Origin of the sequence: Flavobacterium poyangense (assembly GCF_011751075.1) — a bacterium.
In the GTDB taxonomy this organism is placed as follows: Bacteria; Bacteroidota; Bacteroidia; order Flavobacteriales; family Flavobacteriaceae; genus Flavobacterium; species Flavobacterium poyangense.
In genome coordinates this window covers 873,818-888,496 of record NZ_JAALLN010000001.1, presented here as the reverse complement: position 1 = coordinate 888,496, position 14,679 = coordinate 873,818, and the positions used below count along the sequence as shown (strand labels likewise).

General features: G+C 35.2%; 10 protein-coding genes. 2 read left to right on the top strand and 8 right to left on the bottom strand.

Translation table 11 applies throughout. The features are described from left to right. Window positions 1–242 precede the first annotated feature (242 nt). Genes G3A47_RS03580 through G3A47_RS03565 form a run of 4 tightly spaced genes read right to left on the bottom strand, consistent with a single transcriptional unit; the run spans window position 243 to window position 5,342 of the window. Entirely contained in the window at window positions 243–1,631 is a 1,389-nt protein-coding gene (locus G3A47_RS03580) for a TolC family protein (protein WP_166920482.1), read from the bottom strand. Further along, a complete protein-coding gene (locus G3A47_RS03575; RefSeq protein ID WP_166920480.1) occupies window positions 1,631–2,977 on the bottom strand; it encodes an HlyD family secretion protein in 1,347 nt (448 codons plus the stop codon). The genes G3A47_RS03580 and G3A47_RS03575 overlap by 1 nt, the downstream gene beginning before the upstream one ends. Window positions 2,978–2,981: 4 nt before the next feature. Continuing rightward, on the bottom strand, window positions 2,982–4,640 hold the full coding sequence (locus G3A47_RS03570) for a peptidase domain-containing ABC transporter (protein ID WP_166920478.1): 1,659 nt from the start codon (window positions 4,638–4,640) through the stop codon (window positions 2,982–2,984). Between the two features lie 27 nt (window positions 4,641–4,667). Further along, on the bottom strand, window positions 4,668–5,342 hold the full coding sequence (locus G3A47_RS03565) for a TetR/AcrR family transcriptional regulator (RefSeq protein WP_166920476.1): 675 nt from the start codon (window positions 5,340–5,342) through the stop codon (window positions 4,668–4,670). Window positions 5,343–5,543: 201 nt separating this feature from the next. Here G3A47_RS03565 and G3A47_RS03560 point away from each other — a divergent pair, with 201 nt between their 5' ends. Beyond that, a complete protein-coding gene (locus G3A47_RS03560; RefSeq protein ID WP_166920474.1) occupies window positions 5,544–6,800 on the top strand; it encodes a DUF445 domain-containing protein in 1,257 nt (418 codons plus the stop codon). 651 nt (window positions 6,801–7,451) lie between these two features. On the opposite strand, the gene gpmI is transcribed toward G3A47_RS03560, so the two are convergent. Continuing rightward, on the bottom strand, window positions 7,452–8,969 hold the full coding sequence (gpmI, locus tag G3A47_RS03555) for a 2,3-bisphosphoglycerate-independent phosphoglycerate mutase (protein WP_166920472.1): 1,518 nt from the start codon (window positions 8,967–8,969) through the stop codon (window positions 7,452–7,454). Window positions 8,970–9,107: 138 nt separating this feature from the next. Further along, a complete protein-coding gene (locus G3A47_RS03550; protein WP_166920470.1) occupies window positions 9,108–11,537 on the bottom strand; it encodes a DUF5916 domain-containing protein in 2,430 nt (809 codons plus the stop codon). A gap of 304 nt (window positions 11,538–11,841) precedes the next feature. Here G3A47_RS03550 and G3A47_RS03545 point away from each other — a divergent pair, with 304 nt between their 5' ends. Beyond that, the gene (locus G3A47_RS03545; protein WP_166920468.1) at window positions 11,842–12,564 is read left to right on the top strand and encodes a murein L,D-transpeptidase catalytic domain family protein; all 723 of its coding nucleotides are present in this window, start codon (window positions 11,842–11,844) and stop codon (window positions 12,562–12,564) included. Here G3A47_RS03545 and G3A47_RS03540 read toward each other — a convergent pair. Together G3A47_RS03540 and G3A47_RS03535 are read right to left on the bottom strand one after the other, a co-directional pair. Continuing rightward, on the bottom strand, window positions 12,553–14,157 hold the full coding sequence (locus G3A47_RS03540; protein WP_166920466.1) for a L,D-transpeptidase family protein: 1,605 nt from the start codon (window positions 14,155–14,157) through the stop codon (window positions 12,553–12,555). The two genes, G3A47_RS03545 and G3A47_RS03540, sit on opposite strands and share 12 nt — an antisense overlap. Next, window positions 14,154–14,597 (bottom strand): GNAT family N-acetyltransferase, encoded by a 444-nt coding sequence (locus G3A47_RS03535; RefSeq protein ID WP_166920464.1) that lies wholly within the window; start codon window positions 14,595–14,597, stop codon window positions 14,154–14,156. Before G3A47_RS03535 ends, G3A47_RS03540 begins: the two co-directional genes overlap by 4 nt. Between the last annotated feature and the right edge of the window lie 82 nt (window positions 14,598–14,679).

Genomic DNA, 14,679 nt, shown 5'->3' with positions numbered 1-14,679 from the left:
TTTGTTCCTAATCTGATCGATTATTTAATACTAATATTGAATTAGAAAAAAATCCTTTAAATCTGTGAAATCTGTGGCAGTTTTTTTTTAGCTACAGATTAGAAGAATTATAATGATTAATTCGTAGCTAAAAAAAAATAATTTGTGGAAATTTGTGCAATTCGCGGCTGCTATTTTTTACCACGAATTACGCGAATTTCCGCGAATTGATTTGTTTCTGGTCGTTGAACAGTTGTTATGATCTAATTTGGATTGGCCATAATTTTAAACAGTTCGGAGTTGGAAATGTAAAATCGATTCGCCAGATTGATTTGTGCTAGTTGCGCACTGATCAGATTGTTCTCACGAGTGTTGATTAAAAACAAGGAACTTTCTCCAAAAGAAAACAAACGTTCTTCCGATTGTAACATAGTCTGATTGTCTTTTGATAAATCCTTAATTAATTTTAGCTGCTTAGAAAGTGACAGGATTTCTGTGTTCTGCGCTTCAATTTTATTGGCAAGCTGCATTTTTTCTACATCTAAAATATATTCCGTTTCCTGAATTTTGTATTTCGTCAGTTTTAGTTTTCCGCGTTCTTTTCTTAAAAACAAAGGGAATGAAAAATCTAAACCAATTTTATAATCATCTGTTTTGTAATCGTTAAAATATTTGGGTTCTGACAAATAAGAATAACCAACGTCTATTTTTGGAAGTAATTCGTTAGCATTCAGTTTTCGTTCCACATTCAAAATGTCGATTTTGCGTTGTAATGCATTTATCTTAGGGTGATTTTCAATTGAAAAACCGCCAGCTGTCAAATTATTGGTCTGTAGAGTTTCCTGAATGGTGTTTTCGAGTTGTGTTTCCGGAATTATACCGTCTGCAATTTCCATTGGAACGGCATTATCCAACCATAAAAAATTTGACAATTCTAATTTGGCTTTAGCCAGCTTAAGTCTGGAATCCTCTAAGCTCAAAAGTCTGTTTTTTAAAGCAATTCCCGCCTCAATACTATCGATTGCCGGTTTGTCTCCTTGTTGAATTAAAGATTGAATGCCGCTGTTTCGTTTTTTGGCATTCGTGCTGTAATTCTCATATAATTTTACCTCTTCATAATTTTTTTTCCAGTTAAAGTAGGCTAATGACGCATCATACAAAACAGTAATGGCCTCGAGTTTTACTTCAGATTTGCTCAATTCTATTTGCATTTTGGCTTTTCGTAAATCGGCCATTCTTTTGTTGATCCATAAACCTTGTCCTAACGGTACACTGATTCCCAAAGAGGTCAAACCTTGATTCGGAGTAGTGTTTTCCGGATTCAGGTAATAACCTTCGTTATTGTCAAAACCCGCTTTAATTTCAACTCCATACCAGGTTGGAATTTTGAAGCTGCTGTTTAAAAGCGAATAATATTCTTTGTCTTTGAATTGCTTTTTAGAATAATCCACTTCAATTTTTGGGTCAAAACTACCACGGGCCATCATTAACTCAGCTTGGGCTTTATTGAGTTCAAGTTGTGCATTTTTAACCAAAGGATGGTATTTTTTTACATAACCCAAAAACTCATTATAACTTAACTCTTTTGAAATGGTCTCCTGTCCTTTTACAACAACCGAAAAAAATAGTAGTATGTAGAAAAGTCGTTTCATTATTTCTTTTCTTTAGTTGGTTTTGTGTCTTTTTTATAATAATCAGGAGGGAATCCATTTAAGGTTCTCCATATTTCAAACCACAGAGGAACGGTGTTTAATAAAGCCAGTGTTTGAGCTCCTGATCCAATACTCAATTGTTTCGGCCATTTCGCTTCGTCCTGATCAGGGGCGATTAAAACTCTGTATTTTCCGTTATCGCTGATGAAATTTTCAATGGCAACAATTCTGCCACCAAATGTACCATACGAAACGTCCGGCCATCCGGAGAAAACAATAGTTGGCCATCCGTCAAACCAGACTCTGACTTTTTCACCCTTGCGAATTAAAGGCAAATCAATTGGGTTAACATAGGTTTCTACGGCAATATCATAGTTAGAAGGCATAATGGTTGCGATAGCAGTTCCTTCTTTTATTGTTTCACCAATTCCCGATTGTAATGCTCTGTTGATGTATCCGTTTTGCGCTGCTCTGATATAGTACATATTGTTACGGATGCTGTAATTGGCATATTGATTTTCGAGTTTGTTTACCTGCGCTGCGGCATCATATTGGCTACTTTTGGCTGTAAACTGATCGCTTTGAGATTTGGCTACTTTCTCAGAATATTCGGCAACGATACGATTGATCTCTACTTTTGCGTTGATAAAATCATTTTTGCTGCTTAATAATTTGTTCTCCTGATTGATGATTTTTGCCTCTGCATCCTGCAGTTTTAAACGCTTTTCCTCAACATCCGTCAATGGTTTTAAACCTTCTTTGTTTAATTGTACCGAACGGTTGTACTGTGTGTTGGCGATTTTTAGTTGTGTGTTAACGGCAATCAAATCAATGCTGTCACTTTTAATTTTTAGACGGGCTTGTTTGATTTTATTCTGGGCTTGTTCGAGTTTTAATTTTTTCTCGGCTTCTATGGCTCTTAATTGATTGTCCAGACTGCTTACTTTAGACTCGTAAGATTGTACGGCTTGCTTTTTGGCTTCCACCTGATTTTTGGTGTTGCCGACCAAATTCGGGTCCATATAATCTTCTTTGATCTCTGAAATGTATAAAATAGTATCGCCCTTTTTTACAAAATCACCTTCTTGTACATACCATTTTTCGATCCTTCCCGAAATAACGCTTTGTATCGATTGAGGACGTTGATTTGGTTTTAAAGTAGTCACTGCTCCTTTACCTGAAATGTTTTGAGTCCACGGTAAAAAAAGAAGTCCAAAGCCCAAAATAGAAAAGCCTATGATAATTTTATTTAAAATTTTATAGTGCTTTTTATTCATTAGCGTTTGTACCGTTTTGAAACGCGCTAAAGAATGATCCGGTTTATTGTTTTCTGAAATATGTAACATCTTTTTAATTTTTAGAATCTAGTATTATTTTACCGTCTTGCATGGTAATCACACGATTACTTTTGGTTTTCCAATATGGGTTTTTGGACGATACTATGATGGTCCAAGAGTGTTCTTTGGCAGTAATGAAATCAATAATTTCATTGGCTACGTTTTCATCCATGGTGTCTGTCGGGTCTTCATAAAAAAGAATTTTTGGCTTATGGATAATACTTCTCACCAGTAATATCTTTTGAATATTAGAAGACGATAATTGTTTTCCTTCCGGAAAAATAAGCGTGTCTAAACTTTTTGGAAGCGATTTGATGTAATTAGTCAGTTGTACCCCATTGATAGCCCATTTTAAGTCTTCCTGAGTAATCGATTTGTCTTTAAATGTGATATTGTCTAGAATACTGCCTTCAAAAAGGGTCTCTCCATAAATGATACTACCAATTTGCGAACGGTATTGTTTCAAATTGATTTTTTTGAAAGTATCATCATTAATGTAAAATGAACCGGTAGTTGGTTGCAATAATCCCGATAGTATGCGAATCAAAGTCGTTTTTCCTGAACCATTTATTCCATCGACAAAAATATGTTCCCCCTGCTCAATTTTCAGGTTGATGGTGCGCAATGTATTTTGTTTGGTATTTGGAAATTTGAAAGTCAGATTGTTGGTTTCAAGGCTAATATTCGTATAACCGCTGTCATTAGAATCACCGCTTTCTTCTTCAAGTTCCATATCGGTTACCTGACCAATTTTTTCAACAGAAGTCAAAACGTCGTAAAAAGTTTCCAGACCAACTATAATTTTTTCAACAGAAGTAATCACTAGCAAAATAATAATCTCTGCTGCCACAAACTGCCCGATGTTCATTTCTTGTGACAATACCAGATAACCACCAATTACTAATAAACTGGCAGTGATTAATATTTTGAAAATGATTAATTGTATAAACTGTCTTTTGATAATGTTAAAATGCTTTTCTCTGTAAGTAAGATAATCATTAACCAGATTGTCATTTTTTTGTAGCGCATACTCATAGTTCAATTCATTTCTGAAACTGAAATTATTACGTGCAATTTCCTGCAACCAGCTGGCCACTTTGTATTTGAATTTTGATTCTTTTAAACTAGTTTCTAAACCGGTGCGGTACGAAAACTTGAAAATGAAAAACAACAAAAAGAACAATAAAATACCAAATATGATAAAAAACGGATGATACAGCGACAACAGAATAATTCCGAAGGCAATCTGTAATAAAGCAGCCGAGAAATCAATCAGTAATTTCGAAGTTCCTTTTTGAATCGTTAGCGTATCAAAAAAACGATTCGCTAATTCCGGCGGATAGTTGGCGTAAAGCGCTTCAAATTTTATTTTAGGCAGACGGGTTGCGAATTCAAAAGAAGAACGCACAAATATTTTTTGCTGCAGATTTTCTGTAATTCTAAGTTGCATTAGAGACAGGATGCCGACTAGGGCAACTCCTACGACTACCAACAGGATCAAAACAATCCATGAGGCACTCACGCGACCCGATTGTATAAAGTTAATAATGGCCTGAATACCTAACGGCAGAGATAAACTGATAAGTCCTGCGAAAATAGCATAGAAAAAAATTTGTACAATATCTTTTTTGTCTAATGCGAGTAAGTTATAAAATCTCTTTAAGGGTGTCATAAATAAAATGGTATTATGATTTGTTTTTTATTTTGAAAGAATACGGTCAACTAAATCCAGATAAAAGGATGTTACAGTTACAGGTTCGTTACAATCTGTTATGGTTTTCAAATGTTCGTTTAAAAAATGCTGATGCAGACTTCCTTCTACGATGCTTGATACCAAACTTTTTGCAAAAGGATAATCAGGGTTTACTTCCTGCACGATGCTGATAATTCGGTTTATTACTCTTTTATAAACCAGAAAAAAACCTTCTTTATTGTCATCATCCACCTCTTTTGTGTAGATTGTTTTGGTAAATTCTGAAATGATGATTTTGTTCAGAATTGCCTCGTCAATATGTGTGGTGACAGGATTGTTTGTTATTTTCTCTGTTACAATCGTGATGGCTTTTTGCAGCTTTTCAGTTGGATTGGTAATGTTGTTGGTGGCAAAAACCAATTTGTATTCCATCCATCCCCAATACCAGGACGATAAATACACGACCAGTTTGTGTTTGTTCTCGAAGTAGCGGTAAATAGAGCTTTCATTTGAACCTATTTGTTCTCCCAATTTTTTGAAAGTAAAATGTTCAATACCGATCTGATCGATTAAAAGAATACTGTTCCCTACAATCTTCTTCCCTAAATCAGAGGTTTCAGGATCTTTTACGTATAATTTTTCATTAACCTGAATTTTTATATTTGAAAATATTGCATTCATAAGTCGATATTGTTTTATGCAAAGATAATAGTAATACTTTTAATTATGAAACTTTAACTTTTATTTAATCAATTAAATCTTTGTCATGGCCTTTGTTTGCTGGTTTTTAGTTTATTTGAAAAAATAAAAAAGGAAGAAAAAGGCTCTAATTTATATCTGGATAAAAAAGCTTAAATTAGCCTGTCAAACATTTTAGCGGTTATGGAGTCAGTTGCAGATCAGGAAAATAGAGCAAAGAAAAAAGCATTAAAGCGCATGAAAAGAAATGCTTTGGCACTTTTAGGAGTGGCTGTGCTTTTGTTTGTAGTGGCTGTATATTTTAAGATTCCGATGTTACAGGCTTTTAGTGAGGCAGCAATGGTAGGAGGAATAGCCGATTGGTTTGCGGTTGTGGCTTTGTTTCGGCATCCGCTGGGAATTCCGATTTGGCATACCGCTATTATTTCAACCAAAAAAAATGAGATTGGGGAAAATCTGGGGAATTTTGTCTCGGAAGAATTTCTGAATCGCGAAAAACTAGAAGTTAAGTTGGCAGAATTCAACTTCGCAGAAAAAGCCTCCGATTGGTTATCGCAAGAAGCCAATGCAAATAAAATTGCCGATTTGGTAGTGGTAAATGTAATTCCTGGGATTTTAAAAGCGATAAAGGACGAAGACATAAAAAGGTTCATTCAGGTTCAGTTTAAAGAGAGACTGGTCGGAATTAATTTTGGAGATTGGGTTGCCTTGGCTTTAGAACCTTTGCAGAAAGGGGATGTTAAAGATCGATTACTCACCAATCTTTTGGAGCTTATGAGTGCGGAATTGAGTAACAATAAAGACTTAATCCGCAAGAAAGTAAAAGCATCAACTCCTTTTTTGAGTTTCGGTTTAGCGGATAAAAGCATTACGGAAGGGGTTTTTAATGGCTTGCAGGATTTTTTAAACGAAGCCAAACATCCCGGAAGTGCGATCAGACTGAAAATAGACGAATATGTATATGATTTTCTGGATAAGGTTAAAAATTCAGAAGAGATGAGGGTGAAAATCAATTCCATGATTCTTGACTTTGCAGGGAAAAAAGAAGTTCAGGATTATATCAATGGAATTTGGGACGAGATAAAAGCATCCATAACGAATGATTTAGAAAAAGGGGATCAATCGTCTATTAAAGATAATATCAAAACGTTGGTTCAAAGTTTCGGAAATGGACTTAAAGAGGATACCGTAATGATCGATAAGATCAATAATTTCATCAAGAACGATTTGCTGACGGTACTTCTGAATAATAAAAAAGTAATCGGGGATTTAATAGCCTCAACCGTGAAAAGCTGGGATGGAAAAGAGGTTTCCGAAAAATTGGAATTAGAGATCGGAAAAGATCTTCAATACATCAGAATCAACGGTACTTTAGTCGGAGGTTTGATCGGACTGGTTATTTATGGGGTTGAGTGGGTGTACCATTACAGTATTATGTGATTTTTTTAAACCATATAAGTGATGTAAGTTCATTTAATTAGAGGGGCGTTGAAAAAGTTCTTTTTAGTTTTTTGTTGGTTCGATGGTTTTGGTTCGTGGAAATTGTTTTTAACATTTAAGAGTCGCATAGTTTTTTATGCACGCAGATTTAGCAGATTTATTTTGTTTTTGGTTTCCTATGAAAACAATCTCAATAAATCTGCTCGATCTGCAAAATCTGCGTGAAACAAAATGTTCGGGAAACAAAGACGAAGTTTATTCTTATCACTTACCCGAACTATGAGGTCTTCGACTTCGCTCAGATTGACAATTGAAATTTTAAATAAATGAAACGTCTTTTTTCATTTTCAAAAGGATGTTTCTATGTGTTAAAAACAAATACGCCCAATGCGTTTTTATAGACAAGGTATTGTCAAATAAGTTTTCTACAGCTTTTACAGCATACAAAAAAAGGAGTGAAAATCTATTTAGATCCTCACTTCCTTTTTTTGCGCCCCAATTAAATGAACTTACATCACTTATATGGTTACCCGCGCATTAGATCTTCACTCCCTTTTTTTGCGCCACCCTAATTAAATGAGCTTACATCACTTATATGGTTACCCGCGCATTAAGTATATAAAAAAAACTGTATGTTTCAAAAAGCAGTTGCTACAGTAACGAATGACATGTCATAGCTGCCGGTTGCTGAACTCCCATTAGCTCTAAAATGGTAGGGGCAATATCTCCCAAGACACCATCATTGATGTTTTTCAGTTCTTTGTCAACTAAAATAATAGGCACCGGATTTGTGGTGTGGGCCGTATTAGGGCTTCCGTCAGGATTAATCATTGTTTCGCAATTTCCGTGATCGGCAATTACGATAGTAGTATAATCATTTGCCAAAGCCGCTTCGATAACCCCTTTTACACAGGCATCAACAGCTTCACAAGCCAAAATTGCAGCACTCATGATTCCGGTATGTCCCACCATGTCGCCATTGGCAAAATTTAGGCATACAAAATCAACTTCGCCTTTGTTTAATTCCGGAACAAGAGCATCTTTAAGTTCGTAAGCACTCATTTCCGGTTGCAGGTCGTAAGTAGCTACTTTTGGAGAGTTTCTTAAAATTCTTGATTCTCCTTCAAAAGGAGTTTCTCTTCCTCCTGAGAAGAAAAAGGTTACGTGTGGGTATTTCTCCGTTTCAGCTATACGGATCTGTTTTTTACCTGCTTTTTCTAAAACTTCCCCAAGAGTTTCGGTGATGTTGTCTTTGTTGTAAACCACTTTTACGTTCTGATACGTTTCGTCGTAGTTGGTAAGTGTAACATAATACAAGTTTAGCTTGTGCATGTTTTGTTCGTGAAAGTCTTGTTGCGAAAGCGCTTCAGTAAGTTCACGTCCTCGGTCTGTTCTGAAATTGAAGAAGATCACCACATCATCATCGGCGATAGTGGCCAATGGTTTTTGTTGTTCATCAACCAATACGATTGGCTCAATAAATTCGTCGGTTATATTGTTGGCATAACTGTCAAGAATACTCGCAACGGCATTTTGAGAAGGTGTTCCTTTTGCATTTACAAGTAAGTCATAAGCTAATTTGACACGTTCCCAACGTTTGTCACGATCCATAGCGTAATAACGGCCTACGATAGAGGCAATTTTTACCGGAGTATCTTTAATATGCCCTTCTAAATCCTGAATGTATTTTGCTCCTGATTTAGGATCTACATCACGACCGTCTGTGAAAGCGTGAACAAAAACATTTTGCAAACCATATTCCTGAGAAGCATCTATTAATCCGCGTAAATGAGAAGTATGAGAGTGTACACCACCGTCAGAAACTAATCCTAAAAAGTGTACTTTTTTGTTGTTTTCTTTAGCATAAGTAAAAGCATCAATAAGTACTTGTTCTTTGGCAAGCGTTTTATGCGCTACTGCCAGATTTATTTTGGCTAAATCCTGGTATACAATTCTTCCTGCACCAAGATTCATGTGACCAACTTCGCTGTTTCCCATCTGACCTTCCGGCAAACCAACGTTTAAACCATCGGTTCTAAGTTGGGCACTCGGGTAGTTTTGGTAAAGACTGTTTATAAAAGGAACATTTGCATTGTCTATTGCAGAAACTTTAGGATCGGGAGATTTTCCCCACCCGTCTAAAATCATTAGTATTACTTTCTTGTTCATCATTTTTGTTTTTTACAAAGATAAACCATTTATAAAAGGAGCAAGGAAGCATTGTTACAATTACAGTTAATAAAATGAACCGTATTGAAAAATAATAATTTAATCAAAGAAGCCTTTGTTTTTTAAAATTAATTCAGACTAGGCTCTGTTTCTAAGTTTGTTTTTAACGGCATTGTAGTCAATAAAATATTTGACACTTACAGAAAAAATGTGTTTTAATGCGTCATTGTTCAGTAAGTTGGTAACATTAGATCTGTACTCTTTGTCAATAACACGTTCAAATTTAGAGGCATTGTTTCGGTACAAAACAGAAAGCTGACTTCCGGGTGCAAACCACCAGGAGTACGATAAATCGGCATTCCAGGAATAAAAACTCGAATTTTTATTTTTTGTGTATTCCGGATTTGGCGTCAAAATTCCATTAGATTCAAGTTGCAGAATCTCTTTATTCTCCGCATAAGACCAATATTGACGAACTGCCAGATTGATGGTCATGGTGCTGTTTATAGCATACTTTCCGCCTAATGTATTAAAATAGGTAATTACATTTCTGTTGGCAAAAACAATAGTCTTCGGAGTGCTGTCATCATCGTCGTCGTCGGTACTGTCTATGTATCCTTTGTTGTTGTTTCTTCTGAAAAAGCTAAAAGTATAATTCAGTAAAAGTTTATCGCTAAAACGATATCTCGGACCAATATCGAAGCCGTAATTAATTCTTCCGGGTTCATCCATAATGGCAATGGACGGATTGAAATCTATAGCAAATTTATGATTGTAATTGGTAGAAACACTTGCAGACGATTCAAATCTTCTTGGCATAACAACGTATCTGTTTGTTGCTCTGGGTTCGTAATAATCATAAGATTCGAAAGGATAGAAGGCAATATTCATACCGTAAAAATTGTTTTTTACGGTGGTCAGATTTGTATTTACCGCAACGTTACTCTCCTGAATTTTTCCGGATTCTTTGTTAAATTCGGTATAGGTATTAAAGTTGAGTTTAAAAGTATTAAAGAGTTTCGTCGGATTCAGGATTCTGTAATTGGCATTTCCGTAAAAGTTGTAATAATTGGTATAAAAATTAATTCCTAAATCATTTGGATCAAAGCCTTTAGTTACAAAATCAGAGCCTACACTATAGCGGTAGTTACCACTGGTTTCTGCAAAACCAAGTGTGGCGTATATTCCGTTTTTATCTTTCGTATCATGGATGGTGCTGTATTTGAAATTTCCGGATAAATTATACGTATTGGCTTTGGTATTTAAATCCCAGGCCAAAGCCGAAACATTGGAGTCTCTAAAATAACCATTTCGAATCACATTTGTATTGATGAAGGTAACGGATGAATTTTTACGAAAACGCTGGTCTAAAATCAGTACATTATAATTCATTAAGGGTTCTGCAATCTCACGTCTGGTTTCGCCAGTGATGGTGTCTTTTATGGTGGCGAATGTTTTTTCTGTTACCGCATTTAAAATTCCAACACCAAGGCCTTTTTTTGTTCTTCCTGAAATTTTAAGCGCATTGATCAGATTCACATTCTGCGGGTCTTCAATTATTTTTTCATTGTCATTCAGGTCGATATCGATAGTAGGTTTGCCCCCAATTCTTCTCGAATAAAACAATTCTCCTTTGTTAAACAGATCTGTTCCTTCTGTAAAAAAGGCTCTGTTTTCATTAAATTGTTGTTCAAACGGTCCCAGATTCAGAATCTGATCGTCGTATTTTGCCTGTCCGAAATCGGGAACCAAAATAGCATCAAGAGTAAAAGCGTCGTTTATGCCGTATTTAATATCCATTCCGCCTTTCATCGTCCCATATGTTTTTTGATCACCTGCCGCATTTAAGTAATAAGAAGCATAGGGCATAAAGAACAATCGGGTAGGAGGTTTGATGTTTTCAATTCCTTCCAGATTACCGTTTTGTTGTGTAAAAGTGCCTATTTTGGTATTGATCAAAGTCCAGGTATATTTTTTGCGTTCGCGTTTTATTTCTCTGAAAAAGTTAATTCCCCAAGTTTGTTTTTTTTCCTCTGAAAAACGCAAAGCTGCATAGGGAATCTTCATTTCGACAACCCATCCTTTATCGGTAAGTACCGCTTTACTGATCCAGATAGCATCCCAGGAATAATCTTCACCGTTTGAATCTGTCATAATACAATCTCCCTGAACGTCTGCAGCCGACACAAAAAACTCAAAATTCTGCTGACCGTCATTAAAACCATTTATAAAAACACCAAATATATCGGCCGTTCCAAAATCATCCCTTTGTGAAATCTCCTTTAGTATTTTATTAGGTTCATCGTCGTGCATAACAGCACCTATATAAAGAGCGTCGTTATTATATAGGACTTTGATTTCTGTTTTTTTGGTATCAGGAATTGGTTTTCCGTTATCAGGTTCAAACATGATAAAATCAGAAGCAACGGCTGCGGTTTCCCAGGCAGGCTCATCCAGTTTTCCGTCAATAGAAATACTTTGCGAAATTTGTTGTGCCTGCAGAGTTTTCTTTTGGCTGTAAATCCAAGAAGAGGATAGAAGAAGAGTAAAAAAAACTAAATTTTTCATGGAACCTTTAAGAGAGTACATGTAATAATTGATTTATGTAAAGATATTATTTTGTTGTAATTATGGCAGTTTTGAATCAGATGGTGCTAAAAATATAAGATTTTAACTACCGGGTCAAAAAAAGTGCTTGTTACAGGTAAATTCTTTGTAAAATTAATTTTTTTAGTCTTCCACGCTAATTTTTTCTTTTAGAATTGTTAAAATTTAAACAAAATAGCCTTGATTAACAGAGTTTTATTTTGCTGGCTACGTTTTTTTTATACATTTGCCATACCCAAATTTTTTAATAACCTAAAGGAATTCAATGATTTATAAGATTTATCCATTACTGGTGTTTTTGCTATTGTCTTTTGGTAAAGATTCTAAAAACACAACCGAATTAAAAAAGGTAACCTCAAAAAGTATCGCTAAAGTTGCAAAACTGACAGTTGATGCTAAAATTGAAACCGTGTACCACGCCTTAAAGCCGAACAATTTTTCGTTGCCCGAACTCCGAACTTTTACAGAAGCTTTAAAAGGTTTTTATCTGTTGAAGGAAAAAGGTATTGTTCAAAAAGATATTTTAACCTTAATTGATTTTAGTTTGTCTTCCAATGTCAAACGCCTTTGGGTGATTGATATGAGTACGAATACGATTTTATTTCAGTCGTTGGTGGCGCATGGCAGGAATACCGGAGAAGAATTTGCATCCGTATTTTCAAATTCAAATTCTTCCTTCAAAAGTAGTTTAGGGTTTTATGCCACAGGCGAAATTTACCAGGGAAAACACGGTGCTTCATTGCGTTTAGATGGTTTGGAAAAAGGAGTTAACGATAATGCCCGCGAAAGAGGAGTCGTGGTTCATGGTGCCAATTATGTTTCGGAATCGTTCATCAGAAACAATAAAAGATTGGGAAGAAGTCAGGGTTGTCCTGCTCTTCCGGTTGAATTGAACTACGAAATAATTCAAACGATAAAAGATAAATCGTGTTTGTATATTTATCATCCATCAAGAGGATTCTCGATGGAAGAGAAGTTAATTTCGTAGCTTATTATACAAATCCGAATCTAAATTATAAATATCAGCTCTGAAAATGAGCTGATTTTTTTTGCTCCAAGCCGTCCAGTACCATTGGTACAAGGCATATTTTTTTCTGATTCTGACATTGGTTGTTTTTTTAGTCTCAATAATAGAGTCAATTTTTTCTTTGGGCCAGCTCAGGGCGACATCTGAAGTGTCTAAAACATGTTGTGCCAATTCCAAAGGATTTTCAATACGAACACAACCCGAACTCAACGAACGATTATTTCTTCCAAAATAATTGCGATGATTCGTATCGTGTAAATACACACTATGGTGATTTGGAAATAAAATTTTCATTAATCCCAATGAGTTATTGTAACCCGGACTTTGTACATAGCGGTATTTTCCTGGGTTATTTTCGTTCCATGCAGCAGGTTCTACTGTATTTCCTGCACTGTCGTATATAGTAATGTTTTTTTTGCTGAGGTAATTTCTGTTGCGTTTCATGGCCGGAACCACATCTTCCTTTAATATAGTAGGAGGAACTGTCCAGGTAGGGTTAAAAACAATTGTTTTGAGTTTCGATGTTATAATGGGTGTTTTTCTTTTGCTGGTTCCCACTACAATATTACGTACTAAAGTAGTGTCCAGCTTTTCAACAACATTCAAACTGTAATTGGGGATATTGATAATAAAATAGTTTTCTGCTAGTTCATTAGTATACCATCTCCATCGTTCTAAATTAGCGATAATTTGTTCCTTTCTTTTGTTTTTAGAAAAGTTCAAAGCGCTTATCGTTCCCGCTCCAATAACGCCATCGGCAGCCAAACCATGTCTTTCCTGAAATTTTTTGACAGACTCAAATGTTTTTTGATCGTAGATTTCGGTCAGGCTGTCTTTTCTTCCCGACATGTCTTTCCAGTATAAAAGCCTTTTTTTTATGTTAATTATGGCGCTACTCGTATCATTTAATGTAATTTTTGTTTTATCAAGAGACTCTATTTTTTTGATCTCACTATCATCCGGAAAAGTATTGATGATTTTAAGTGCTGCTAATAGCTGTTTGTAGGTGTATGATTTAGACTGACAATTTTCGGCCAGACTGTCTAATTTGTCTTTGTTGAAAGCTTTTACAAGCGCATTATTGACATCAAATGTTTTCTCTTCCAGATCCCAATCGGTATATAATTTTTTAGGATCTAATTTTCCTTTGTACAAATGAGTTAAATACAATTCGAAATTATAAGTAAGTAAGGTATCGTAATTTGCTAAATCAGCATCACTTAAAGAACCTATTTTTTTTTCGAATTTTTCTAAGGCATCTATTTTGTAATCATCTGGATTTAAGCCCAGTTCATCGGATTTTTTTAGTAAGGATAAAACATGAGATCTCTTTTTTAAATTTCCCCAAACTGTTTTATTGTCTGATGAAAGATAAAACTGAATAAGGGTTTCGCTTTTGAAAGCGTTTAGAGTGGCAGTGTCAATTTGAACTTTTCTTTCATCAGTAAGTATAAGCGCAGGAGGTGGAACCACTTTTTTTACCGGAACTTTTGGGGTTTCCTTTTTGCAGCTTAGTAGTATACATAGTACTAATAAAAAGTAAAGCTTTTTCATTTTATAATTGTTTTATACATTAAATAGTGTTCTCCGACATCTTTGATGTCAAATGCTTCTCCAACAGTTTGATAGTTCATTTTTTTATAAAAACCAACGGCTGCAGTTCTTGCGTTAAACCAGATTAAATCAGTGCCATTTTCAAGGCAATATCTTTCGCAATGTTTGACCAAAGCTTCCCCAATTCCTTTCTTTTGATGGGTATCTAAAACGGCCATCCCACGAATTTGAGCCTGATTTTTTTCGGCAAAGGTAGTGTTGATTTTTGTGAATAAGGAAATAATTCCTATTAAATCTTTGTCTGCGTATAGGCCAAAATGATGTGTGGTGTCTAAATCGTCTCCTTCAAAGACGCAGCTTTCTATTGGCTTGCCTTTTCTTAAAACCGGTTGACGTACGACATAAGTTTCTTTTGATGGTATTTCTTTAATAAGATTCATAATTTTTGAAAAATAAATGGGTGTGTAACTTTTTAAGTTTAAATAAGTTATAAATTAATGTTGTTTTTTATTGATTTTTTTT

What these genes read in the sequence shown, in the direction of transcription:
- G3A47_RS03580 (WP_166920482.1), bottom strand. Translation starts at nt 1,631, where the DNA reads ATGAAACGACTTTTCTACATACTACTATTTTTTTCGGTTGTTGTAAAA.
- G3A47_RS03575 (WP_166920480.1), bottom strand. Translation starts at nt 2,977, where the DNA reads ATGTTACATATTTCAGAAAACAATAAACCGGATCATTCTTTAGCGCGT.
- G3A47_RS03570 (WP_166920478.1), bottom strand. Translation starts at nt 4,640, where the DNA reads ATGACACCCTTAAAGAGATTTTATAACTTACTCGCATTAGACAAAAAA.
- G3A47_RS03565 (WP_166920476.1), bottom strand. Translation starts at nt 5,342, where the DNA reads ATGAATGCAATATTTTCAAATATAAAAATTCAGGTTAATGAAAAATTA.
- G3A47_RS03560 (WP_166920474.1), top strand. Translation starts at nt 5,544, where the DNA reads ATGGAGTCAGTTGCAGATCAGGAAAATAGAGCAAAGAAAAAAGCATTA.
- gpmI (WP_166920472.1), bottom strand. Translation starts at nt 8,969, where the DNA reads ATGAACAAGAAAGTAATACTAATGATTTTAGACGGGTGGGGAAAATCT.
- G3A47_RS03550 (WP_166920470.1), bottom strand. Translation starts at nt 11,537, where the DNA reads ATGAAAAATTTAGTTTTTTTTACTCTTCTTCTATCCTCTTCTTGGATT.
- G3A47_RS03545 (WP_166920468.1), top strand. Translation starts at nt 11,842, where the DNA reads ATGATTTATAAGATTTATCCATTACTGGTGTTTTTGCTATTGTCTTTT.
- G3A47_RS03540 (WP_166920466.1), bottom strand. Translation starts at nt 14,157, where the DNA reads ATGAAAAAGCTTTACTTTTTATTAGTACTATGTATACTACTAAGCTGC.
- G3A47_RS03535 (WP_166920464.1), bottom strand. Translation starts at nt 14,597, where the DNA reads ATGAATCTTATTAAAGAAATACCATCAAAAGAAACTTATGTCGTACGT.